A 22,667-nucleotide genomic window follows, 5' to 3' on the forward strand; every position below is an offset into this window, starting at 1 on the left:
CTTCGTGAGAGAAAGACCATGGACTATCAAAAGCGACAAAAGCGATTCTGGCACCCGATGAGCTCGGCAGCCGCCGGGCACACGACCCCCACCGTGATCATCGAGCGCGGCGACGGCAACTACGTGTACGACGTCGAGGGCCACCGCATGCTCGACGGCGTCGGCGGACTCTGGAACGTCAACGTCGGCCACAATCGACCGGAAGTGAAGGCCGCGATCGCTCGCCAGATGGACGAGCTGTCCTACTACCAGACCTTCGACGGCGTCGCCCATCCGCGCGTGTACGACCTGGCCGACCGCCTGTGCGCGATGTTCGCGCAGGAGGACATGCAGCGGGTGATGTTCGGCAGCGGCGGTTCCGACGCGGTCGAGACCGCGCTCAAGATGGCGCGCCAGTACTGGGTCGCCGCAGGCGAGCCGTCGCGCACGAAATTCCTGTCGCTGCGCAACGGTTATCACGGCGTGCACGTCGGCGGCACGTCGATCGGCGGCAACGGCGTCTACCATTACAATCACGGTCCGCTGCTGCCCGGCTGCGTGCTGCTCGACACGCCGTGGCTCTATCGCAACCCGTGGAACTGCGACGATCCGCAGCAACTCGTCGAGCATTGCATCCGGCAGCTCGAGGAAACGATCGCGTTCCATGGCCCGCAGACCATCGCCGCGTTCGTCGCGGAGCCGGTACAGGGCGCGGGCGGCCTGATCGTCCCGCCCGCCGACTACTGGGCGCGCGTGCGCGCCGTGTGCGACCGGAACGGCATCCTGCTGATCGCCGACGAGGTGGTCACCGGTTTCGGCCGCACCGGCAGCATGCTCGGCAGCCGCGGATGGGGCGTCGCGGCCGATATCCTGTGCGTCGCCAAAGGCATCTCCGCCGGCTACGTACCGCTCGGCGCGACGCTGTACAACGGGCGCATCGCGCAGGCGATCGAGCATGGCGCAGGCTTCTCGCACGTGATCATGCACGGCTATACGTACAGCGGGCATCCGCTCGCGTGCGCCGCGTCGCTCGCGGTGCTCGACATCGTCGAAGCGGAGGACCTGCCGGGCAATGCGGCACGGGTCGGCCGGCGCCTGCTCGAGCAACTGCTGCCGCTGAAGGCCGACTTCGAGACCGTCGGCGACGTTCGCGGCAAAGGGCTGATGCTGGCACTCGATCTCGTGACCGACAAGGCCAGCCGCACCCCGCTCGATCCGGGCAAGGGGTTCGCGGCGCGCGTGGCCGACGCCGCGCGCAGGCGCGGGGTCCTGGTCCGGGCGATCGCCAACAAGGTCGTGATGTCGCCGCCGTTGACGCTGCTGCAGGACGAGGCCGACTTCATCGCGCTGACGCTGCGCGAGGCGCTGCAGGAGTGCTGCGCGGATTCGCGATCGATCGCCTGACCGCACGGACCGCCGGGCGCACGGCTCTTTCGTCGAAGGGTCGTGCGCATCGCCCTCCGGCCCGGGTTCGATGAAGCGCGTCGCGGGACGTCGAAGTCGACGATCGGCGTCCCGCCCGGTGCAATTTCGCTTTCAAGGAAGACAAGTCAAATGGAAAACCAGGCCATTGCATTCACGGTCGAGAAATATCCGCTCGTGCTTCGGCTGCTGCACTGGGTCAGGGCGATCCTGATCGGCGCGCAGCTCTGGACCGGATGGACGATGGTCCGGCTCGACGACAACCTGCCGGCCAAGTTCGACTGGTACTACCCGACCCACAAGGAGTTCGGCGTGCTTACGCTGCTGGTGGTCGTGACGCAGCTGGCGATTCGCTCGATGAAGCCGTTGCCGCCGCTGCCGTCGAGCCTGCCGAAGCTGGACCGCACGCTCGCCAGGATCGGGCATTACCTGCTGTATGCGCTCGCGATCATCGTGCCGCTGATGGGCTATTCGATGTCGAGCACGTTTACGCAGAGCGACGGCGTGCCGTTCTTCTTCTTCCGCGTGCCCGAGCTGCTGCCGAAGAACGACCACTGGTTCGAGGCATTCCAGTGGCTGCACCGGACACTGGCCTACACGCTGCTCGCGCTCGTCGTGCTGCATGTTCTCGCCGCGCTGAAACACCGGTTCTTCGACCCGAACCGCGAAAACGACGTACTGCGGCGCATGCTGTAACGCCGCACCGACACGTTGCCGGGATCCCGGCAACGTCCAGCACCCGGGCCGCCCGATCGCGGCGCCCGGTCTCTTTCGATCCATATATTTCGTCTTACTAACTATAAGCGGGCCACCCCGGGCGTCCGGCGCACCGGCACGCCATCGGGAACGGTACCGCCTCGCCATACCGGCACTCACCTGGAGATCGACGATGAAGAAGATGATTGCGGTCGTTTCGACCGCCGGCGCCATGGGATTCGGCCTGACGGCACACGCGCAGAGTACCGTGACGCTCTATGGATTGATCGACGAAGGCGTCAATTTCACGAGCAACGCGGGCGGCAGCAAGGCCTACCAGATGGTCAGCGGGGACACCGTCGGCAGCAACTGGGGGCTGAAAGGCACGGAAGACCTCGGCGGCGGACTGAGGGCACTCTTCCAGCTCGAGAACGGTTTCAACGCGAGCACGGGGGCGCTCGGCGTGACGTCGCGGATGTTCGGCAGGCAGGCTTACGTCGGGCTCGATTCCGACCGGTTCGGCACGCTCACGTTCGGCCGCCAGTATGATCCCACGCTCGACATGTGGAGCCCGTTCACGGCCACCGGCAACTGGCTCGGTGACTTCGGCGCCCACCCGTACGACAACGACAATGCCGACTGGGACTACCGCATCCAGAACAGCGTCAAGTACGTGTCGCCCGCGTACGCCGGCTTCAAGGGCGAGGTGCTCTACGGCCTCGCGAACCAGGCGGGCGGCTTTGCCCGGAACCGGGTCTACAGTGCCGCGGTGCAGTACCAGATGGGCGCGTTCTCCGCGGCCATCGCGTACCTGAAGGCCAACAACGGCGGCGCGACCGCGGGCGGCGCGTTGTCGAGCGACGATACGGTCTTCAGCGGCCGCGCGCAGCAGAACATCGATGCCGGCGCGTCGTACAAGTTCAGCGACAAGCTGACGCTGTCCGCCGCGTATTCGCACGTCGACGTATACAACCCCGAGTCGAATCTCTACTTCGCGAACCAGCCGGCAGCCGGCTCGCAGAACGCGTGGAAATTCGACAACTTCGAGGTCAACGGCCAGTATTTCTTCCGGCCGGACGTCTGGCTCGGCGCTGCGTATACCTACACGCGCGCGCATGTCGCGACGGCGGCGGGCGATGCATCGCCGAACTGGCACCAGGTATCGATGATGCTCGACTACGACCTCAGCAAGCGGACCTCGACGTACATCCAGGGTGCGTACCAGCATGCGACCGGCAACACCGGCACCGACTTCGACTACGCACACGTGCTCGGCACCGCCGGGCAGTCGTCCGGCCGCAACCAGCTGGCCCTGCGCGTGGGGATGATGCATCGCTTCTGAACCCGGCGGGCGGCGAACGGGCGCGCGCGGCCGACGCGGCAGCCCGTGCCGCTCCGGGCTGTCAGAACTGATGCCGCACCCCGACGCGAACCGCGGTCTGCGTCGAGCCGGCCGCCGCGCCGCCGAGCGCGGCCTCGACCTGGGCGCCGTAAGCGCTATCGTGCCCCCGTGCGAACACCGCATACAGGCCGGTACGCTTCGACAGCGAATAATCGGCGCTCAGCGTGACCTGATTGGCCGAGCCGACGTCGCCGCCGCGCTGCTGGAACTGGAAACCGCCGCCCAGTTGCAACGACGGCGTGACCGCATAGGTCAGCCCGGCGTCGTAGGTCGTGGCACGTAGCAGCGCGGCGGCGCTGATCCGCACGTCCGACACCATGCCGAAGACGCGAAACCGGTCGAAGTTGTAGCCGGCCCCGCCCGAGAAGTTGCGAAGATTGCCGCCGGCGGTCACGTCATGCTGGCCGAAATAGGCAAGCGCGGCGCTGAACGCGCCCTGCGTGTAGGACAGCATCGCGCTCTGCACACTGCTGCGCGCGACCGTGCCGGGCACGTTGCCGAAGCCCCACATGCCGCCAAACGCGATACCGCCGAACGTCGGACTCACGTACTTCACCGCATTGTTCACCTGGACGCCCCACACGCGGTTGTCGAGCGCGCCGCCTGCCGATGCATTCACCGGCAACCCCCAGGCGAGCAGGCCGGCCGGCGTGTTCGCGCCAACCGCGAAGGCCGGCATGAGATCGCCGACGAAATCGAACTGGCGCCCGAGCGTCACGGTGCCCCAGTCGCCGCCCAGCCCGACGTATGCTTGCGAACTGAACGCGGAGCCCGGCACGGTCAGCGTACCGTCCGACGTCTGGAACTGGCTTTCGAGCCGGAACACGGCGAAGTTGGCACCGCCGAAATCCTCCCTGCCCGTCAGGCCCCACACGTCGTTGCGCGATACGCCCGCCTGCAACGCGAGCTGACGCCCGCCGCGCGGGGCGGACGCCACGTCGCTCGTATACGTGACGCCCGTGTCCAGCGTACCGTAGAGCGTCACGCTCGATTGTGCGAACGTCGGCGCAACGGCGCCGCAACCGCACAATGCCACCATCCGGAACAACGCTTTCATCTGCTTCTCCTCATCAAATTTTTCCGGTCAACGCGCCCATGAACCGACCGGCAAGGTAGCGGCGTTGATCCGGCATGACATCGTCGATTAAAATAGGAATACGTATCAATTTACGGAGACCGTCCCGTGCCGCAGGCTGGCCTGCTCCATGCACAATCGCTCACGCGGCTCCGGTTGCCGCCTGAGCGACTTAAGTTAGACTACGGCCCTGTCGCCACCGGTGCCGCATTCCATGCCGCAGCCCGGCAGCCCGAACCGAATTCGCCCTTCCCGTTCCATTGCCGCAAGCCGTCTGAATCCCGGGTCACGTCATGTCGAGCCTCACCAAAATGCTGTCCATCCTCGACGTCTTCTCTTCGTCCGCGACATCGATGACGGCCGAAGAGATCGCCGAACACATGGGTTTTTCGCGAACCACGTGTTACCGCTACGTGAAGGAACTGGCCTCCGTCGGCCTGCTCGTCGGCAGCAACGGCCGCTACACGCTGGGCCCGCGCATCATCCATCTCGACTACAACATGCGGCAGTCGGACCCGACGCTCACTGCCGCAAAACCCATCATCCAGAAGCTGGTTCAGGTCACCGGCGGCGATGCGCTCGTGTCGACGCTGTTCGACGAGCAGATCATCAACGTCATGCACGAAACCGGCGCGGAGAACCTGCAACTGGGCTTCGGCCGCGGCCGCATCATGCCGCTGTTCCTCGGTGCGTCGTCGAAAGTGATCGTGGCCGCGATGTCGCGCGCGCGCCTGAAACGCCTGCACGAACGGCACAACGCCGAGCTCGGCGCGTTCGCGGCCGACTGGACGCAGTTCTGGCGCGTCTGCCAGCAGATCGCCGACGCGGGATACTGGATCTCACGCGGCGAGCTCGACGAAGGGTTCGTCGGCATCGCCGCGCCGATTCGCACCGCCAGCAGCGGCGAAATCAACAGCAGCCTGTCGCTGGTCTTTCGCGCCGAGCACTTCGCGCTGTTCGACGAGCATGTGCTCGGCAAACTCCTGATCGACGCCACCGCACGGATCGGCGCAGCCACCTGAGCATTCGCACGGCATCGCGCGCGGCGCCACGCGTGATCGTCGAGGTGCGCGCCGTCAATTCATCTGCGTGATGAATTTGGTGACCAGGTAGCCGTCGAACGTCTCCGTTCCTCCCTCGCTCCCGAAACCGCTGTCCTTCACGCCGCCGAACGGGATCTCCGCGGGCCCCATCCCGAAGTGATTGATGTTGACCATGCCGGCTTCCAGCAAGCGGCCGATCCGGTGCGCGTTGCGCGCCGAATCCGTGAACGCATACGACGCGAGGCCGAACGGCAAGCGGTTGGCCTCGGCGAGCGCGTCGTCGAGCGCGTCGAACGGCACGATTCCCACGATCGGGCCGAACGGCTCTTCGTTCATCAGGCGCGTGTCGCGCGCCGGGCCCAGCACGACCGTTGGCGCGAAATAGTGCCCCGGCCCCGGCAGGACCGTCCCGCCCGCGGCAATATCCGCCCCTTTCGCCTTTGCGTCGGCAACGAAGGCGCCGATCTCGGACACGCGTCGCTCGTGGGCAAGCGGCCCCATCGTGGTTCCCTCTTCCAGTCCGTGGCCGACGCGAATCCTGCCAACCGCGTCGAGATACGTGGCGACGAATCGTTCGAACACCGGGCGTTGTACGAAAAACCGCGTCGGCGACACGCAGACCTGCCCGGCATTGCGAAACTTGTACGCCGCCAGCATCGTCGCGGCGCGCTCGATGTCCGCATCCGCGCAGACGAGCACCGGCGCGTGCCCGCCCAGTTCCATGGTCATGCGCTTCATGTGCGACGCGGCGAGCGCGGCCAGTTGCTTGCCGACCGGCACCGAACCGGTGAACGAAATCTTGCGCACCAGCGGCGACTCGATCAGTTGCGTCGACACGTCGCCCGGCACGCCCCAGACGATGTTCAGGCAGCCCGCGGGCAATCCGGCATCGTGAAAGATGCGGGCGAGCGCGACGATCGCGCTCGGCGATTCCTCGGGCCCTTTCAACACCAGCGTGCACCCTGACGCAAGCGCGGCCGCGATCTTGTGCATCGCCTGGCTGAACGGGAAATTCCACGGCGAGAACGCCGCGCACACGCCGATCGGTTCCCGCAATACCGTCTGCGCGACGTCGGGAGAACGCGACGGTACGACGCGGCCGTAGGTGCGACGCCCCTCCTCCGCATGCCATTCGAGCTGTTCGGCGGACGACATGACCTCGGCGATCGCCTCGCGAAGCGGCTTGCCCTGGTCCATCGTGATGTGGCGGCCGATGGTCGCGGCGCGCTCGCGCACGAGCGCAGCGGCGCGGCGCAGGATGTCCGAGCGCACGAGCGGCGACTCGCGCCGCCACGCCGCGAACGCGCGATGCGCGGCGTGCACCGCGGCGTCGATATCGTCCGGTGTCGCATGCGGCAGTTCGCCGAGCACGCGGCCGGTTCCCGGATCGAGCACAGGCTGCGTGCGCCGGCCGTCGGCCTGCAGGAACCGGCCATCGACATACAGATGGAGCGGAGCGTAATCGCGTTGCGCGTCAGGCGTCATGCGCGAAGTCAGCGGTGTATACGGAATCAAGACGGGTACCTCGGTAGAGACTGCACGATGGGCGCGGACGGCGCGACGATCGCATCACGCGGCCTGGCTCGGCGCACGCAACAGGCCGCCGATTTCCTGCCGGAGAATCTGGTTTTCCTGCCTGACGAGCAGATGCCGGACCTTGCCGCGAAACGTCCTGAACGCGGGATCGGCCATCAGCACGGCGCGACGCCGGGCGCGATCGTCCAGCGAATCGAATGCCCACAGATAGACGAGCTGGTTCAGCGGCCCGACTTCCGTCGCAAAACAGCCGACCATCGTGCCGAGCGCCTGCTCCTGCGCCGTGCGCCCGCACTCCGCGTACAGGCGCAGATATTCGGCGACGCCACCCGGCACCAGCGTATAGGTGCGTTGCTCAACAAACATGGGCTTCCTCCCGTTGTCGCGGCGCGAACGCCTGAAAGGCCGCGGTCACGCGGGCCATCCCCACCGCATCCGTCTGCGCCGCCACGTAGCGATCGGGGCGCACCACCACGAGCGGGCCGGCATGCCGGTCGAACCAGTCAGCCAGTGCGTTGTCGACGTCCTCGACGCACGTGCTGCCGTGAGCACTGGTCACCCGCCGCGCGCGGCCGGTGCCGCTGCGCGAACGGTTGACCTGAACGAATGTCGCGCCCAGCGCCGCCCAGTACGCGCGATCGTCGTCGCTCAGGCATGCCTGCGGATCGCACTGCCAGCCGACGATCGCGAACCACGGGCCCAGCACGTCGTCGAGCTTGCGGCGCATGCCGTCGGCCGTCTCGACGTCGGGCTGCGCGATCATCCTGCCGACCGCGGTGTCCGGCGCCCCCGGCAGCACGACGCCCCGCGTGTAGCTCGGCATCGGCTTGAAACGCATCTGCACGATGTAGTCCTTCAGGCCCGGCGCATACCGCACGAGCCCGAGGAAACGATCGCGCAGGAAGGCGACGAGCCGGTTGGTCGGCATCAGCATCGCGCCGAACGTGTCCGCCAGGTCGATCATCGCCTTCGCGTGATCGCGCCGCTCCGATTCGTAGGTGCGGATCACGTCGGGATGCAATGCGCCGTTGACCACGCCCGCCAGCTTCCACGCCAGATTGCCCACGTCGCGCAACCCCGCATTCAGGCCCTGCCCGACCCATGGCGGCGTCAGGTGCGCCGCATCGCCGACGAGCGCCACGCGGCCGACGACGAACCTTTCGGCCACGCGCGAATGGTGCGTGTAGGTCCGGGCGCGTACGATCTCGAGGCGGTCGACATCGTCGACGTACGGCGCGATCAGCGCGCGTATCGATTCCGGTTTCGCGATCGCCTCCTCGTCCTCGTGCGGGAACACGAGAAACTCCCAGCGCCGGAAATTGAACGGCAGATAGATACAGACGTTCGGGCGCCGCGGGTCGCAGTTCAGCGCCGTGCACGGCTGGTCGAGCCCGGCGTTCTTCACGTCGACCACGACCCACTTCATCGGATGGGTGGCGCCGGCCAGCTTGACGCCCAGCCACTCGCGCATCGGGCTGCGGCCGCCGTCGGCCGCCACCACGTAGTCAGCCTCGAGCGCGTAGTGCTGCCCGTCGGCACGGCGCACCTGCAGCGTGGCGCCTTCGTCGTCCTGGTCGATACCGACCACTTCGTCGCCGGTCCGCAGCGAGACGTGCGGATAGCGTGCCAGCCCGTCGCGCAGCGTTCGCTCGGCCAGTTGCTGCATGAAGATGTTGCGCCGCCACCAGCCGAACTCGCGCATCGACGGGCGGATGTCGGCGAAGCATTCGCCGTTCGCCTTGAACATGCGCAGCGGCACGTTCTGGATGATGTCGCGGCTCAGTTCGTCGGCGAGGCCCGCAGTCTGGAACAGCCGCAGCGCCTCGTCGTCGATGCCGACCGCGCGCGGAAACTCGACGATCTGCGGCGCCTTCTCGATGACCACCGTCGCGACGCCATAGAGGCCGAGCAGGTTCGCCATCGCCGCACCGTTCGGTCCCGCGCCGACGATCGCGACCGACGTCCGGTTCGCATGGTTCATTTTCATTCGTCAGACTCCCGCCCGCCACGCCGGATCGTCCAGACGATCGAGCCAGGTACGCAATGCATGATTGAACGCGGCCGGCTGATCGTCATGGACGTAATGCGTCGCACCGGGAATATCGATCCGCTCGATTCCCGCGTTGGCGGCCGTCATTTCGGCCGCCACGTCCGCGGACAGGAAATCTGAATCGCCGCCGCGCAACAACAGCGTCGGCACGTGCAGGTTGAGGATCGGCGGCCACAGATGGACGAGTTGCTCCGGCGTCGCGGCCAGCCGCGCCGCCGCAATCCCGTCGGCGTCGTGACGCCATACGATCCGCCCTTGCCCGGCCTCTTTCAGCGAGTGCGCGATGCGCGAATCGAGCGCGGTTTCCGTGATGTTCGGCCGCTGGCGTCGCCAGAATGCGCGCGCATCGCCCCACGACGCGAACGCGGCCGGCGTTTCCCTCAGCTCACGCTTGATGCGCGCCGAGCCCGGCGAACCGGCCGACGCGCCCGGGCCCATGTCCTCGATCACGAGACCGGCGAGCCGTTCCGGTTGCGCCGCTGCGTAGACGAACGCATTGGCCCCGCCCATCGAATGCCCGACCAGCACGAATCGTTGCAGGCCGAGCGCGCGCACCAATGCGTCGAGATCGCGCACGTAGGCCGCCGCGTAATAGTCCCGCCGCGGATCCCAGTCGCTCCGTCCGCGTCCGCGCTGATCGAGCGCGACGACCCGGTAGCGGTCGACCAGCGCATCGGCGACGGGCTCCCACGTATGCGCGTAACTGCGCAAGCCGTGCAGCATCACCACGGCCGGCGCATCGTCGCGCCCCCAGCTCACGTAGTGCAGCCGCAGCCCATCGCTGTCGACCCACCCATCCTTGACGGATGCCGTATTCATCATGTGCTCCCCGGCCCGCATCCGCTCAGACCAGACCGTCGCGACCGACGATCTCGCTCGCCTTCAGCCCGCCGAGCCGTGCATGCAGGCGGCCGCGCGTCGCGAATGCGAAGATCACCAGCACTTCGTCGTCGTTGGGCGCATCGGGGAACAGGCACGTCACCGTGTCGTAGTGCGAGCGCACATAGAGCGCATCCTTGTGCGCGAGCGGCACGTCGATCACCGTGTTGACCGGGCCGCGCTTGCCGCTCGACGGCACCCACGACTTCCCGCCGCCCAGCGCCGCACGGATCGGCTCCGCGAAGATCGACGTCAGGAACGCGTTGCCGTGTTCGTACTCGCCGGCCGAGCCGACCAGGCAAGCCTTGCCATAGCTCTCGATCGCGCGGCCCGCGGCCAGCGACTCGATGCGCCGCGCGAACTCCTTGCCGAGCGCGGGCGACGGGCGCACGAGGTCGTCGAGGTTTTCGCTGAAGCGCCCCGCATACGGGTTGTGAACGGCCGCGGCGATCACGATCTTGCGCAACGGCTCGCCATCCGCGAGCTGGCCGGATTCGTTCGCGAGCGAATCCTCGATCTGCGTGTACCACTTGCGGATATGAAAGCCTTCGAAATTGGCGATCTTGCTCATCAGGAATCCTCTATAAAATGTTCGGTTATGCGGAAATGAAGGACCGGCGCGTCAGTCGAACAGCGGCTCGAGCTGCACGGGATCGCTCGGTGCGTTGTACCGGTGCAGCACGCGCTTGCCCTCTTCGTCGTCCGTGACGGTTTCGCAGAAGAATTCGAGGCGGTTGCCGTCCGGATCCGGGAAATACACGCCGATCCCGACCTTGTGATCGGTGATCTTGACGATCGGCACGTTGCGGCGGATCAGCATGCCGTACAGGCGACGCAGCTCGGTCAGGCCGCCGGCGATCTCGAGCCCGTAGTGCTGCAGGCCGATCGTGCCGAGCTCCGCGTCGGACGCCGCGCGAATCAGCGCGATGTCATGGTGCTTCTGGCCGAAGGACATGAACACCCATTGCTCGCCGCGCGCGGTTTCCGTCATGCCAAGCACCTCGGCGTACCAGGTGCTCGAGCGCACCGGGTCACGCACGAACAGCGACAGGTGGGTGCGCTGGACGCACGGCGTCGGCAGCGGCAGCCCGCTCGCGTTCGCGTGCTCGGCGTGTCGCTGGATGTCGGACGGTGTCATCGTTCGCTCCGCTCAATGGGTGGACTGCGCGTGGGCGACGAGCGGCGCCTCGAACGGCGTCCACGCGACGGCCGTGATCTCGCTGAAATCGCGCCATGCCTTGGTCCAGTTCCGGCCGCCGTCGCGCGAGCAGAACAGGTGCCCGTACTTGGTGCCCGCATAGACGAGTTCCGGCCGGGCCGGATGGACGCCGAACGCCCAGAAGGTGGAATTCGGCGGCACCTGCAGATCCGTCTCGTGCCACGCGTAGCCGCGATCGGTCGAGCGATAGATGCGGCTTCGGGTGCCCGGCGTGCCGTCGCCGATCGCCATCAGCAGGTCGCCGTCCGGCTTCGGCAACTGCACGACCGTGCGTGTGTAGTACAACCCGTCGAAACGATCGCGCGACAGCTTGCCGTCCCAGGTCTGGCCATCGTCCTCGCTCACATGCACCGCGTTCACCGTCAGCAGCACCGTCGTCTTGGGCCGCTCCGCCGTGGCGGACAGCACGGCGATCGCATGAATGTCGCTGTTGCGGATCGCCGTGCCGGGGCCGTCCACGCGCGTCCAGCTCGCCCCGGCATCGCGGCTGCGCCACGCGCCGCCCTCCTCCACGCCATACCAGACGTTGCGGCCGTCGTCCGGATCCACGCAGATGGTCAGCAGCCGCGGGCGATTGACGCCCGCGCAAAACTCGGGGAACTCGGGCGCCGTTCTCTCCCACGTCAGGCCCGCGTCGCTCGACTTGTACAGCGCGGCGCGCGACGGGGCGCCGGTGCCCGCATAGAGCACCGCGGGATTCGACGGATCGATCGCGATGGACCAGACCGTCTGCCCGTTCAGCAGGTTCTCGGGCCGAAACCAGTGCGCGCCGCCATCCTCGCTGATGCATAGCCCGGCATCGGCGCCGGCATAGACGCGCGACGGCGTCGCGGAATCCACCGCGAGCGCGCGCACGATGCCGTCGAACTCGATCGGCTCGGTGAGCCCGAGGCGATGCCAGGTCTTGCCGTCGTCGTTCGAGCGCAGGATGCCTTGGCCGGCCGTGGCGACCAGTACGGTTGCGGTCATGAAATGCTCCTTGTGTCAGAGAAAAATGCCGCGTGTGAGCCCGCCGTCGCAGCCGATCGACTCGCCGGTGATCGAGCCGGATTTCGGCGACGCGAGAAACGCGACGATCCACCCCATTTCCTCGGGCTGCAGCACGCGCCGGATCGGCGTGACCTTGACATAGTTCGCCTCGACCTCCGCGGCCGTGAGCCCCTGCTTCTGCGCCTCTTTCTCGTAGAGTTCGTGGATGTGCGGCGTCTCGACAACGCCAGGGTGAATCGTGTTGACCGTAATGCCGAACGGGCCGAGCTGGTCGGACAGCGTCTTGGTCAGGTGCACGATCGCCACGTTGCGCATGCCGGACAGCTGCTTGCTGCCGCGGCCCGTCAGGCCGCCGATATTGACGATCCGGCCGAAGCCGTTGCGCCGCATGTAGGGTGCGGCCGCCTTCGCGCAACGCAGGTAGCCGACCACCTTGATGTCGATGTCCTGGAGCAGCCCCTGCGGGTCGGCGTTTTCCAGTTCCGCCCGCACCAGGCCGCCCGGATGCGCGGCGCCGTTCAGCAGGATGTCCAGCCGGCCGAAGCGCTCGACGCTCGCGGCCATCGCCGTTTCGACGGACGCCATGTCGGTCGTGTCCACCGTGACGGGCAGGATGGCACCCGCCGTGTCGCCCAGCGGCGCGAGTTCCGCGCGAATCTCGGCGGCGGCCGCTTCGAGGTGTGCCATGCGTCGCGCGGCGATCGTGACGTTGACGCCTTCGCGGGCCAGCTCGAGCGCGACGGCCTTGCCGATGCCCATGCTGCCGCCGGTGATGAACGCGGCTTTTCCGTGGAGTTGCAGATCCATAGCGATGAAAGGTGAGAGTCGGGATTGAAGGGGAATGCGGATTGCGCGATCAGGACAGGCACATTTCGATGAGCCTCGGCCCGTCGGCATGCGCGAGCGCGTCGTCGAGCGCCTGTATCAGCGCTTGCGCCGTGCTCGCACGCTCGGCCGGCACGCCGTAGCCGCGCGACAGCGCGAGCCAGTCGATCGGCGGATCGTCCAGCAGCGTCAGGCGGCTGGCGTGCGGCGTGTCGGCCGGCAAGCCGCTGCGCGCGAGTTCGGTCTGCAGGATGCCGTAGCGCCGGTTCGACGCGATCAGCATCACGATCGGCAAACGCTCGCGCGCCATCGTCCACAGCGCCTGGATCGTGTACTGCGCGCTGCCGTCGGACTGCAGCGCGAACACGCGGCGTTCCGGGCACGCGACGGCGGCGCCGAGCGCCACCGGCAAACCCTGGCCGATCGCGCCGCCCGTATTCGTGAGGATCGTGTGGCGACGTGCGCGTGCCGACGCGGTCACGAACGGATAGCCGCACGTGCCGCCCTCGATCGACACGATCGCGTCGTCGGGCAAGGCATTCGCCAGCACGCGGCCGACGGCCTGCGGGGTCAGCGGCCCCTCTTCCACTTGCCAGCGCTCGACTGGCACGCCGTCGGCGTTCCCTGGCGCGCCAATGCGGTCCGCCAACGCTTCGAGCGCGTCGTCGGCCGCGTCGCCCGGCGCGGCCAGCGTCACGATGTCCTCAGGCCGCGCGAGTTCACCCGGAATGCCTTCGTAGCCGAAGTAGGTGACGGGCGCGAGCGCGCCCGCCAGCACCACGCGCCGGCAGGCCAGCGCGGCCAGCGCCGGCTCGGGAAAGTAAGGCAGGCGGTCGATGTCCGGCAGGCCGCCGCCGCGCTCGGCGCGCGCCGGAAAGGTCTCGCTGAAGCAGGTCGCGCCGGTCGCCGCCGCGATGCGCGCCGCCGCGCGCTGCCCGCGGGCCGACAGCGCGCGACCGCCCATCAGCAGCACGGCGCGATGGCCGCTGAGCAGCAGATCCGCGACCCGCTCGACCTGCGCAGGATCGAACGACACCTCGGCCGGGCGAACGACGGCGGGCGACGCCGCCTCGCGCATCTGGGCCGACTGGAGATCGACCGGCAGCACGAGCGTCGCGACGCCGCGCTGCGCGCCCGTCGCGGCCGAGATCGCATCGGCCGTATCCGTCGCGAGATCCGTGTCGCGCGCGACGCTGCGGTACCACACCGACACGGGGCGGGCGAGCGACTCGATGTCCGACGTGAGCGGTGCGTCGTACTTCAGATGGTCGCGCGTGTGATCGCCGACGATGTTCAGGATCGGCGTGCGGGCGCGGCGCGCGTTGTGCAGGTTGGCGATGCCGTTTGCGTGCCCCGGCCCGAGATGCAGCAGCGTCATCGCCGGCTTGCCGGCCATGCGGCCATAGCCGTCCGCGGCGCCGGTGCAGACCCCCTCGAACAGGCCGAGGATCGAGCGCACCCCCGCCACGGTGTCGAGCGCGCCGACGAACGGCATCTCGGTGGTGCCGGGATTGGCAAAACAGACGTCGACGCCCGCATCACGCGCCGTCTCGAGCACGACGCTCGCTCCGCTTCGTGTTCCGGTATCGATCTCCAACTGTGGGATGTTCATGCGGCAGCTCGACGGTTTGAATGAGATGGCTTTTACTTTAATCCCGACATACGGGATTTGTCAAACAACAAAGACGCTGACACCGCCCCGGCGCGGTCCACGTTTACCCCATCAATTCCGGGCATTTACGGGAAAAACCACCAATCTCCAGTTCGCCACGCGTCATCCATGCTTAACCAGATTCCCGCCATTCGGAATTTGATGATCAGGACGGTCGAACAAGCGCCGGCGACCGCCGCGCCGTTGCCGGGCGCTTCGTATTGCACGCGGGCCATCAACTTACGATTGCAAATGCCTCTCATTTCCATTAAATTTCGGCGCGAATGTACTGTTTGGAACACAAATGCCGGCGCGAGACGGTCCGCCGTGCCCGAACGCCAACCACATCAAGGGACGGGGTATGAGCAGGAAGAACTGGGCGGCCGCACCGATGGCCATCGTCGTCGGCACGGCCGGCCTGAGCGCCGCCGATGCGCAGGAGTTGTCGCTGCCCGCCATCGAGGTCTCGGGGCAACGCGCGACCGCCCCGTTTCGCGCGCCCGAATCGACGAGCGCGACACGCACCGAGACAGACGTGATGGAGATCCCGTTCGCGGTCAGCAGCGTCGACGCGAAACTGGCCCAGACCGTCGCCGCGACGCGCGGCGAAGACCTGTACGACTGGGTCGCCGGCGTCGCGCGGCAGAACAACTTCGGCGGCCTCTGGGACAACTACGCGGTGCGCGGCTTCGCCGGTGACGGCAACACATCGGGCACCGACTACCTCGTCAACGGCTTCTCGTGGAATCGCGGGATCAGCGTCCCGCGCGACACCGCCAACCTCGAGCGCATGGAAGTGCTCAAGGGGCCCGCGTCCGCGCTGTACGGCCGCGGCGATCCGGGCGGGCTCATCAGCTACACGACGAAACAGCCGCAGTTCGCGCGCTCGAACACCGTCGGCGTGTCGGCCGGCAGCTACGGCGCGTTGCGCCAGACGCTCGATTCGACCGGGCCCGTCACGAAATCGCTCGCATACCGCTTCGTCGCGATGAACGAGAACAACGGCAGTTTCCGCGATACGGTGTCGAGCAAACGCTACCTGTTCGCCCCCTCGTTCACGTGGGACATCGGCGCGGACACGACGCTCCACTACGAGTTCGAGAGCGTGCGCCAGCGCGCGCCGCTCGATCGCGGCGTGGTGGCGGTCAACGGCCAGCTCGGCGCGATTCCGGCATCGCGCTTCCTCGGCGAGCCGCGCGACGGCGACTACGACGTGCGCAACACGGGCCACCAGTTCACGCTCGAGCATCGCATCGATGCCCGCTGGTCGATCAACGCCGGCTTCGCTCAGCGCGACACCGACCTGTCCGGACGCTCGTCCGAAGCGTTCGCGCTGCAGCCGGACGGCCGCACGCTGTGGCGCCGCTATCGGCAGGTCGCGTTTCACTCGAACGACCTGCAAGGCCGGCTCGAGACGACCGGCAAGTTCCGCACCGGCGGCATCGGCCACACGCTCGTGATGGGCGTCGATGCGTATCGCTTCAACTACGACCAGTTCGTTGCGCGCTCGACGCCGACCGCCGCCGCGCCGTACGCGATCGACATCTTCGCTCCGGTCTACGGCCAGCCGGCGCCCGCGCCGCGCACCGCGACCAACCTGCTCGAGCGCGACGACGGGCAAGGCCTCTACGCGCAGGACACGCTGGCGTTCGGGCCGCACTGGAAAGTCCTCGCCGGGCTGCGCTGGGATCGCTTCCACCAGTCGGTCGAGAATCGCCTGAAAGGCGTGACGACCAGCCAGCTGCAGACGGCGGTGAGCCCGCGCCTCGGCGTCGTGTACGAAATGAGCCCCGCGCTGTCGCTGTATGCGAACACGGCGTACTCGTTCCGGCCGAACAACGGCGCCGATGCCGACGGCCGCGCGTTCGACCCGGAGAAGGGGCATGGCTATGAAGCCGGCGCGAAATGGGCCGGCACGCGCTGGCTCGCCACCATCGCGGCGTTCCACGTCAACAAGCGCAACGTGCTGACCGCCGATCCGGCGAATGCCGGCTTTTCGCGCGCGGCCGGCGAAGTGCGTAGCCGCGGCGTCGAATTCGAATGGAACGGCGACCTGGGCCACGGCCTGCGCGGTATCGTCAACCTCGCGTACGTCGACGCCGAAATCACGCGCGATACGGTGCTGACGCCCGGCGCGCGGCTCGTCGACATACCGCGTCTGAGCGGCAGTGCGCTGCTGATGTACGAAACCGCGCTGCCGTTCGCGGACAAGGCCGGTGTCGGCACGGGCGTGATCTATGTCGGCCGCCGCGCCGGCAACACCGCGAACACGCAGGACGGCTTCGCGCTGCCCGCCTACGCGACCGTGCAGCTCAACGGCTACGTGCAGGTCGACAAGCACCTGCGTGCGTCAGTCGTCCTGAACAACCTGTTCAACCGCACGACCTACGTCAGCTCGTACAACAGCCTGTGGGTCACGCCGGGCGCGCCGCGCAGCCTGTTCGCGTCGCTGGCCTATTCGTTCTAGGTCGAATCGGTCGCCTGACGTGGGTCATGCGTCACGCGTCAGGCGACGAGCGCGAGCAGCAAGGCCGGCAACATCACGCATGCACCGACCGCGAGAAATTCCCCGAAGCCGATCCGCTACCCTTCGCGCCGGATCGCGGCGAGCCACAGAATCGTTGCGAGCGATCCGGTGACGGGCAGATTCGGGCCCAGGTCGACGCCGATGAGCATCGCGTCGATCACCGCGTGCGGGCTTTGCGCGGCACCGATCGTCGAACTCGCGATCAGTCCGGCGGGCAAGAACAGAAACGCCTGACTCCGGGCATCGTGTGTCAGGCGTCTTCGCCGCAGGTGCCCCTGGCGCACCTGCACGGTGCGCAGGCACTCGAGCACGAGTGCGGCGCCAGTGACCGAGCCCTCGCTGGCATACCGCTCGTGCGCGTCATGCGTTTCGAGGTGCTGCTCGGCCGCGACTCGCGGGACCTGGACGGCGTACTCGCGAACGAAGGCGCTCATTGCAGGCGGCCCGCCGCGTCGCGCGCGAGGCAGGCTGCTTCCCGAACCAATCAAACATGGCAGGTCGCAGTTGCGCCGCGATCCTGCATCCGGGCGCCGTCTACCGTCAAACGACGCGCCGTCGCGCGATGGCGCGCCTTGCAACTCCATTACACAACCATTCCTCATGGCGGAATTTTCACTATATTTCGTCTAAATATTTGGCCAAATTACTTACGCTAAATTCCAAATTACGGGATTTAATGGAAAACACCGAGAGCATGATGCCTCGTCGTCGACCTAAAATTTGCCGCAGGATCAAGCGTGATGGCAGCAAACCGTACGGGTTTGTGTGCGTCGGTCCAATAGACCATTTCCGTCGTGCCGGCGCCTGCCGTTGCGGTCGACGACTCTGACGGATGTGTGCCCCGAGATCCGCTCACTGTGCCAACTGGCGCGCGCACGGCAAGGATCGAGTCGTTATCCAGCCCCGACGAAGAGGAATGTCAATGTCCCTGTTTCGGTCCTCACGGCTCTACCAAAAGATCGCGCTGCGCATCTTGCCGTTCCTGTTTCTGTGTTACGTCCTGAACTTCGTCGACCGGGTGAACATCAGCTTCGCCAAGCTGCAGTTCCTGACGGATCTCGGTTTGAGCGAGACTGTCTTTGGTGTCGCGACGGGCGTGTTCTACGTGAGCTATGCCGCGTTCGAGCTGCCTAGCAATCTGTTGCTCGCACGCATTGGCGCGAAGCGGACGCTGCTGCGGATCATGGTGCTGTGGGGTTTGTGTACGGTTGCGCAGATGTTCGTGAGCGGCGCAGCGTCGCTTTACTTCGTGCGCTTCCTGCTGGGGGCGGCAGAGGCCGGATTTTTTCCAGGCTTGATGTTGTATCTCTCGTACTGGTTCCCCGATGCCGTGCGTGCGCGCGTCAACAGCATCCTTCTGCTCGCCGTGCCAATCGCCGGTATCACCGGCGGCCCGCTATCGGGCTGGATCATGAACCAGATGCAAGGCAGCTGGGGGCTCCGCGGATGGCAGTGGCTGTTCCTGCTCGAGGGCCTGCCGGCAATTGCACTTGGGGTACTCGCGCCATTCCTGTTGAGCGATCGTCCTGAAGGCGTGACCTGGCTTTCCAATACAGAACGAGAAATGCTCGCGCGCGATCTCCAGGCCACGCACGACAAGGCGGTGGTTCCAGCGGGCCGGGCAACGTTGCTTTCGATCCTGTTCGACAGGCGCGTGATCGGATTGACCGTCGTCTACTTCAGCGTTCATCTGGGCCTGAGCACCGTCACGTTCTGGACGCCCACCATCCTGAAGGCGGCCGGCGTCTCCAGTATTGCAACCATCGGCTCGCTGTCTGGCTTGATCTCCGCATTCACCATGGCTGGCAACGTGCTGATTGCGTACAGTTCCGATCGCTGCCTGGAGCGACGCTGGCATCTGGCCGGTTGCTTCCTTGCCACCGCGCTGTGCCTGTTGCTGCTACGGATCGCGGCAGGCGATATCCGTGCCACCGTCGTGCTGGTTGGCATTGCGCAGCTATCCATGTTCACGGTGCCGATCCTGTTCTGGACGATTCCGTCCGCGCAGCTCGACAAGCGTAGCGCGCCGGCCGGCATCGCAATGATCAGCGCGTTGGGATCGCTCGGCGGCGCGTTCGGCTCGGGACTGATGGGCATGCTCACAAGCCGCTATGGCACGCCGTATGTCGCCCTCTCGGTGGTGGCGAGCCTGCTGTTGATGGGGATGCTTCTCCTGGTACGCCTGGTACCCGCGCGCGCCGCCACGGTTTCGCCCAGTCATGCCACCTAGCGAAAGGTCTCGACGGTGGAGCCGCTGACCGGATTGTGATTCGCCGCCATGCGACATTCAGGCAACGTCGCAAGGGTATGCGCCAAAGGCCGGTTCATACCAGCCAGCAGCACTACGCCGCAAGCATGCTGGTCTGAACGCGAACATACGGCGGCTCAATGCCGCCGCATGCCGCCGAATCCGTGGCCGCCGCCGACGAAGGCCGGGCCACGATGAAAGCCCGCCCCCATCGGAACGCCGACTCGGCCGCGCATCCCCCCGTCGAAGTGACCGAAGTGACCGAAGTGACCGAAATGACCGAAGTGGTCGAAGTGATGGCGATGATGGAAGCGGTCGATGAAGACGAAACTCACGCCCGTGCCGACGAACACCGCCGGCCCCCAGTACCACGGGTCGGTGTACGGATAGGCGGTATCCGGATACCACACGATGCTGCCGTCCGGGCTTGACACCATCTGCCAGGTGCCGTCGCTCTGCCGGCACGCCCGCCCGACGATCTGCTGTTCCGTGCCGTCGATTTCCGCTTGCGCGACGACCGCACGGCAGCGAGCGCCGTCTTCCGACGAGTCGTCGTACGTTTGCGCCAGGACGCATACCGAACACCCGAGACAGACGATGCCCATCCCGAACCGAAACAAGTTGTACATGATCGGCTCCTGCATGATTGCCCCCGGCCACTCGACCCTTGGCGTCACGGACGGCGCCCGGCTTCGTATAGGGTCACCCGACCATTAAACGACAGGGCACGCCGGATTATTCCAGGGGTCGTGATGCGCAAGCGCGACGCGGCAACCGCGGGCGATCATGCTCGCGGCGGGCGCCGGACGATGCAGTAGACGCCCGCCGCGGTCACCCCGAAGACCAGATGGGCGAGCAGCGTGATCGCGCCGCGCACCGGAACGAACCACGGAAAGATCGCGGTGAACGCGTGCAGGTTGATGCCGTAGAGAACGAGTCCGAACACGCCGCCGGCGAGCAGCGCGGCGCCGGCCGACAGGTGGCGGACCACCATCGCCAGCACGGCCGCATAGGCGAGCGACAGCGCGGCATGCACCAGCGTCGCCACGCCCATGATCGCCGGATCGAACCCCGCGGACGGGCCGAGCACGGACTGCCCCATCACGATGGCGGCCGTGAGGCGTGCGTCGCGAAGCAGGTTGTGGATCGCATCCTCGCCGACGATCGGCCAGAGCAGCAGCTCGATGACGGTCGAGCTGACCGCCGCGCCGAACGCTGCCCAGAGAATCGGGACGGGACCGTTGTGTTTCAATTGCCCTCCGCGATGGCCGCGCGCCGTGCGGCCTTACAACGGACGTTCGCAGTCCGTCCAGTACGCGAACGGATCGCGATGCTTCGGATAGTGCTCGTCGAGCCATTTCAGCAACGTCGCGCGCGCATCGTCCATGTCGGCTTTCGACGACGACGTCGTCAGCTCGTGCACTTCGACGGACTTCTCCCGATCCATCACGTAGCAGTTCCAGTCGGGGCCGTCGAGATCCGGATCGTCGGACGCCTTCGACGACTTGCGCCAGCCGAACCCCTTGCGCGCATCGATGTAGTAGCGCGGATGCACTTTCAGATACGACATCTCGCCGCCCTGCAGGCTGCTTTCCGCACGCAGCACGTCGCGCTCGTCGACGATCTGCGTGACTTCCGGCAGCCGGCGCGAGCGCCAGCCGGACGGCAGCGTCGCCGTCGCCCGCACGGCGTCGTACGGGCCCCACGTCAGACCCCAGGCTTCGGCCATGCGCTTCATGAACGCATCCGCGCCCGGATAGCCGCGCAACTGGATTCTGGTCGACAGCGTGACTTCGACGCGGCCGTCGGCGCCGGCGGGGTCGCCTGCCGCCTCGAACGGATTGCCCGGGCGCGACGCGCGCTGCTGCGCGTCCGCGGGCGCCATGCCCGAAAACAGCTGGTCGAGCGCCGCACGCGCTTTCGACGACTTGTCAGGTCTATTCATTCCTCATTCCCTCTGCATTCGAACGGTTCAACACGTTCGATTCTCGTTTATCTATCGGATCCCGCGATTTTCCGCGGTCGCATTGTCGACGATCCGGTATCCCGGGTCGAGCGGCGGCAGCATCCGCGCCGCCTTCGTCGCGCCCCTCGACGCCGCTGCCGCCTATCCCAGCGCGGCCCGCATCCGCTCCATCAGCGCGAGCACCTCCGGACGATTCTCGCCCTTCGCATGCACGAAGTGATACCTGAGCAGCGAGTCGACCTCATGCCGGCTCACGCGGACGAGCGCGCTGCGCTTGAAATACGCATCCGCGAGCGGCATCCGCGCCAACGCCACGCCGAGCCCCGCTTCGGCCGCCGCGAGCACCAGGTTGTAGTCCTCGAAACGGCGATCCTGCGCGCGCGGCTTGAACGGAATGCCGAGCGCGTCGAACCAGGTACGCCAGCCGGTCACGTCGGAGTCGTGCAGGAGCGGCATCTCGAGCAGCGCGGCGTCACCGTTTCGACGGCGCAGCGCGGCCAGCTGCGTGGCCAGCCGCGGATGCGCGACCGGATAGAGCGTCTCCGGCATGAACGCGCGGGTCTCGAGCTGACGCCAGTTGCCGCGCCCGTACCGGATCGACAGATCCGCTTCGCCGGCGGCGATATCCACATTGCGAAGCTCGATGCCGAGTTCGATGCGCAACGCCGGCGCTTCGCTCTCCAGCGCATGCTGGCGCTCGAGCAGCCAGAGCTGCGCGAACGCCGGCACCACGCTCATTCTGACCAGTCGCGGCGTGCGCGGCGTGCGCCACTGATCGGCCGCGCCGTCGATGATGGCGAACGCATGTTCGATCCGGCCGACGAAGCGCTGGCCGTCCGGCGTCAACCGCACGCCGCGCGCATGACGTTCGAACAACGCCATGCCCAACCAGTTCTCGACGGCCGCCACGCGCCGGCTGATCGCGCCGTGCGTGACGCCGGAGACGTCGGCGGCCGCCAGAAACGAACCCTGACGCGCCACCGTGCAGACGGTCTCCAGGCTCGCCAGCGGCGGCCGCGGGCCGGGTGCCGACATGACGGCCGGCAGCGCGTCCGCCACACGCTGCCGAGTGTGCGCCGAGCCATCGGCCCGGCGTCGCACCGAGCTGTGAGCCATGGTCATATCCGCAGGTTGATCTGTGCGCTAGCTTAACATCTCG

20 protein-coding genes and 1 pseudogene are annotated in these 22,667 nt (G+C 66.9%); 6 read left to right on the forward strand and 15 right to left on the reverse strand.

Translation table 11 applies throughout. The features are described 5' to 3' along the window. The first annotated feature begins 18 nt into the window (after nucleotides 1-18). The 3 genes from DIE21_RS07390 to DIE21_RS07400 all read left to right on the forward strand — a co-directional run bounded on the left by DIE21_RS07390 (nucleotide 19) and on the right by DIE21_RS07400 (nucleotide 3,439). Nucleotides 19-1,383: an aspartate aminotransferase family protein gene (locus DIE21_RS07390; protein ID WP_124497060.1), complete on the forward strand. Its 1,365-nt coding sequence runs from the start codon at nucleotides 19-21 to the stop codon at nucleotides 1,381-1,383. Between the two features lie 150 nt (nucleotides 1,384-1,533). Further along, nucleotides 1,534-2,097, forward strand: a complete 564-nt coding sequence (locus DIE21_RS07395; RefSeq protein ID WP_124497061.1) for a cytochrome b — start codon at nucleotides 1,534-1,536, stop codon at nucleotides 2,095-2,097. 193 nt (nucleotides 2,098-2,290) lie between these two features. Then, nucleotides 2,291-3,439 (forward strand): porin, encoded by a 1,149-nt coding sequence (locus DIE21_RS07400; protein ID WP_124497062.1) that lies wholly within the window; start codon nucleotides 2,291-2,293, stop codon nucleotides 3,437-3,439. A 61-nt stretch (nucleotides 3,440-3,500) separates the two neighbouring features. On the opposite strand, the gene DIE21_RS07405 is transcribed toward DIE21_RS07400, so the two are convergent. Next, nucleotides 3,501-4,556: a porin gene (locus DIE21_RS07405; protein ID WP_124497063.1), complete on the reverse strand. Its 1,056-nt coding sequence runs from the start codon at nucleotides 4,554-4,556 to the stop codon at nucleotides 3,501-3,503. Between the two features lie 311 nt (nucleotides 4,557-4,867). Between DIE21_RS07405 and DIE21_RS07410 the strand changes: the two genes are divergently transcribed. Further along, nucleotides 4,868-5,596, forward strand: a complete 729-nt coding sequence (locus DIE21_RS07410) for an IclR family transcriptional regulator (RefSeq protein ID WP_124497064.1) — start codon at nucleotides 4,868-4,870, stop codon at nucleotides 5,594-5,596. 54 nt (nucleotides 5,597-5,650) lie between these two features. Here DIE21_RS07410 and DIE21_RS07415 read toward each other — a convergent pair whose 3' ends face one another. From DIE21_RS07415 to DIE21_RS07455, 9 genes are all read right to left on the reverse strand, one after another. After that, nucleotides 5,651-7,102, reverse strand: coding sequence for an NAD-dependent succinate-semialdehyde dehydrogenase (locus tag DIE21_RS07415; RefSeq protein ID WP_185642735.1), 1,452 nt, complete (start codon nucleotides 7,100-7,102; stop codon nucleotides 5,651-5,653). A gap of 84 nt (nucleotides 7,103-7,186) precedes the next feature. Continuing rightward, nucleotides 7,187-7,519, reverse strand: coding sequence for an NIPSNAP family protein (locus DIE21_RS07420; RefSeq protein WP_124497066.1), 333 nt, complete (start codon nucleotides 7,517-7,519; stop codon nucleotides 7,187-7,189). Next, nucleotides 7,509-9,140 carry a bifunctional 3-(3-hydroxy-phenyl)propionate/3-hydroxycinnamic acid hydroxylase gene (locus DIE21_RS07425; RefSeq protein WP_124497067.1) on the reverse strand — a complete coding sequence of 544 codons (1,632 nt, stop codon included), beginning with the start codon at nucleotides 9,138-9,140 and terminating at the stop codon, nucleotides 7,509-7,511. The genes DIE21_RS07420 and DIE21_RS07425 overlap by 11 nt, the downstream gene beginning before the upstream one ends. 3 nt (nucleotides 9,141-9,143) lie before the next feature. Further along, nucleotides 9,144-10,022, reverse strand: coding sequence for an alpha/beta fold hydrolase (locus DIE21_RS07430; protein ID WP_185642736.1), 879 nt, complete (start codon nucleotides 10,020-10,022; stop codon nucleotides 9,144-9,146). Nucleotides 10,023-10,047: 25 nt separating this feature from the next. Beyond that, the gene (locus DIE21_RS07435; protein ID WP_124497069.1) at nucleotides 10,048-10,653 is read right to left on the reverse strand and encodes an amino acid synthesis family protein; all 606 of its coding nucleotides are present in this window, start codon (nucleotides 10,651-10,653) and stop codon (nucleotides 10,048-10,050) included. A 51-nt stretch (nucleotides 10,654-10,704) separates the two neighbouring features. Beyond that, nucleotides 10,705-11,220, reverse strand: coding sequence for a VOC family protein (locus tag DIE21_RS07440; RefSeq protein ID WP_124497070.1), 516 nt, complete (start codon nucleotides 11,218-11,220; stop codon nucleotides 10,705-10,707). Between the two features lie 12 nt (nucleotides 11,221-11,232). Then, nucleotides 11,233-12,270 carry a VPS10 domain-containing protein gene (locus DIE21_RS07445; RefSeq protein WP_124497071.1) on the reverse strand — a complete coding sequence of 346 codons (1,038 nt, stop codon included), beginning with the start codon at nucleotides 12,268-12,270 and terminating at the stop codon, nucleotides 11,233-11,235. A gap of 15 nt (nucleotides 12,271-12,285) precedes the next feature. Next, nucleotides 12,286-13,098 (reverse strand): SDR family NAD(P)-dependent oxidoreductase, encoded by an 813-nt coding sequence (locus DIE21_RS07450; protein WP_124497072.1) that lies wholly within the window; start codon nucleotides 13,096-13,098, stop codon nucleotides 12,286-12,288. A 49-nt stretch (nucleotides 13,099-13,147) separates the two neighbouring features. Beyond that, the gene (locus tag DIE21_RS07455; protein ID WP_124497073.1) at nucleotides 13,148-14,728 is read right to left on the reverse strand and encodes an acetolactate synthase large subunit; all 1,581 of its coding nucleotides are present in this window, start codon (nucleotides 14,726-14,728) and stop codon (nucleotides 13,148-13,150) included. A gap of 400 nt (nucleotides 14,729-15,128) precedes the next feature. Here DIE21_RS07455 and DIE21_RS07460 point away from each other — a divergent pair, with 400 nt between their 5' ends. Further along, entirely contained in the window at nucleotides 15,129-17,234 is a 2,106-nt protein-coding gene (locus tag DIE21_RS07460; RefSeq protein ID WP_124497074.1) for a TonB-dependent siderophore receptor, read from the forward strand. Between the two features lie 38 nt (nucleotides 17,235-17,272). Here the strand turns inward: DIE21_RS07460 and DIE21_RS07465 are convergent. Further along, nucleotides 17,273-17,512 (reverse strand): annotated as a pseudogene (locus tag DIE21_RS07465) (ArsB/NhaD family transporter); the annotation flags it as partial. Between the two features lie 704 nt (nucleotides 17,513-18,216). On the opposite strand from DIE21_RS07465, the gene DIE21_RS07470 reads away from it, so the two are divergent. Then, the gene (locus DIE21_RS07470; protein WP_124497075.1) at nucleotides 18,217-19,524 is read left to right on the forward strand and encodes an MFS transporter; all 1,308 of its coding nucleotides are present in this window, start codon (nucleotides 18,217-18,219) and stop codon (nucleotides 19,522-19,524) included. Between the two features lie 155 nt (nucleotides 19,525-19,679). Here DIE21_RS07470 and DIE21_RS07475 read toward each other — a convergent pair whose 3' ends face one another. The 4 genes from DIE21_RS07475 to DIE21_RS07490 all read right to left on the reverse strand — a co-directional run bounded on the left by DIE21_RS07475 (nucleotide 19,680) and on the right by DIE21_RS07490 (nucleotide 22,630). Further along, nucleotides 19,680-20,171, reverse strand: coding sequence for a hypothetical protein (locus DIE21_RS07475; protein ID WP_124497076.1), 492 nt, complete (start codon nucleotides 20,169-20,171; stop codon nucleotides 19,680-19,682). A gap of 155 nt (nucleotides 20,172-20,326) precedes the next feature. Beyond that, nucleotides 20,327-20,794 carry a sodium:proline symporter gene (locus tag DIE21_RS07480; protein ID WP_124497077.1) on the reverse strand — a complete coding sequence of 156 codons (468 nt, stop codon included), beginning with the start codon at nucleotides 20,792-20,794 and terminating at the stop codon, nucleotides 20,327-20,329. A gap of 33 nt (nucleotides 20,795-20,827) precedes the next feature. Beyond that, entirely contained in the window at nucleotides 20,828-21,487 is a 660-nt protein-coding gene (locus DIE21_RS07485) for a nitroreductase (protein WP_124497078.1), read from the reverse strand. A 162-nt stretch (nucleotides 21,488-21,649) separates the two neighbouring features. Next, on the reverse strand, nucleotides 21,650-22,630 hold the full coding sequence (locus DIE21_RS07490) for a LysR substrate-binding domain-containing protein (protein ID WP_124497079.1): 981 nt from the start codon (nucleotides 22,628-22,630) through the stop codon (nucleotides 21,650-21,652). Nucleotides 22,631-22,667: the final 37 nt, after the last annotated feature.

This window comes from Burkholderia sp. Bp9140 (assembly GCF_003853425.1).
GTDB lineage: Bacteria > Pseudomonadota > Gammaproteobacteria > Burkholderiales > Burkholderiaceae > Burkholderia.

Excerpts from the sequence above, each read along its gene's own strand:
- DIE21_RS07430 (WP_185642736.1), bottom strand. The coding sequence starts at position 10,022 with ATGAATACGGCATCCGTCAAGGATGGGTGGGTCGACAGCGATGGGCTG.
- DIE21_RS07420 (WP_124497066.1), bottom strand. The coding sequence starts at position 7,519 with ATGTTTGTTGAGCAACGCACCTATACGCTGGTGCCGGGTGGCGTCGCC.
- DIE21_RS07405 (WP_124497063.1), bottom strand. The coding sequence starts at position 4,556 with ATGAAAGCGTTGTTCCGGATGGTGGCATTGTGCGGTTGCGGCGCCGTT.
- DIE21_RS07485 (WP_124497078.1), bottom strand. The coding sequence starts at position 21,487 with ATGAATAGACCTGACAAGTCGTCGAAAGCGCGTGCGGCGCTCGACCAG.
- DIE21_RS07475 (WP_124497076.1), bottom strand. The coding sequence starts at position 20,171 with ATGTACAACTTGTTTCGGTTCGGGATGGGCATCGTCTGTCTCGGGTGT.
- DIE21_RS07390 (WP_124497060.1), top strand. The coding sequence starts at position 19 with ATGGACTATCAAAAGCGACAAAAGCGATTCTGGCACCCGATGAGCTCG.
- DIE21_RS07400 (WP_124497062.1), top strand. The coding sequence starts at position 2,291 with ATGAAGAAGATGATTGCGGTCGTTTCGACCGCCGGCGCCATGGGATTC.
- DIE21_RS07425 (WP_124497067.1), bottom strand. The coding sequence starts at position 9,140 with ATGAAAATGAACCATGCGAACCGGACGTCGGTCGCGATCGTCGGCGCG.
- DIE21_RS07455 (WP_124497073.1), bottom strand. The coding sequence starts at position 14,728 with ATGAACATCCCACAGTTGGAGATCGATACCGGAACACGAAGCGGAGCG.
- DIE21_RS07435 (WP_124497069.1), bottom strand. The coding sequence starts at position 10,653 with ATGAGCAAGATCGCCAATTTCGAAGGCTTTCATATCCGCAAGTGGTAC.
- DIE21_RS07445 (WP_124497071.1), bottom strand. The coding sequence starts at position 12,270 with ATGACCGCAACCGTACTGGTCGCCACGGCCGGCCAAGGCATCCTGCGC.
- DIE21_RS07460 (WP_124497074.1), top strand. The coding sequence starts at position 15,129 with ATGAGCAGGAAGAACTGGGCGGCCGCACCGATGGCCATCGTCGTCGGC.
- DIE21_RS07415 (WP_185642735.1), bottom strand. The coding sequence starts at position 7,102 with ATGACGCCTGACGCGCAACGCGATTACGCTCCGCTCCATCTGTATGTC.
- DIE21_RS07395 (WP_124497061.1), top strand. The coding sequence starts at position 1,534 with ATGGAAAACCAGGCCATTGCATTCACGGTCGAGAAATATCCGCTCGTG.
- DIE21_RS07450 (WP_124497072.1), bottom strand. The coding sequence starts at position 13,098 with ATGGATCTGCAACTCCACGGAAAAGCCGCGTTCATCACCGGCGGCAGC.
- DIE21_RS07410 (WP_124497064.1), top strand. The coding sequence starts at position 4,868 with ATGTCGAGCCTCACCAAAATGCTGTCCATCCTCGACGTCTTCTCTTCG.
- DIE21_RS07470 (WP_124497075.1), top strand. The coding sequence starts at position 18,217 with ATGTCCCTGTTTCGGTCCTCACGGCTCTACCAAAAGATCGCGCTGCGC.
- DIE21_RS07490 (WP_124497079.1), bottom strand. The coding sequence starts at position 22,630 with ATGACCATGGCTCACAGCTCGGTGCGACGCCGGGCCGATGGCTCGGCG.
- DIE21_RS07440 (WP_124497070.1), bottom strand. The coding sequence starts at position 11,220 with ATGACACCGTCCGACATCCAGCGACACGCCGAGCACGCGAACGCGAGC.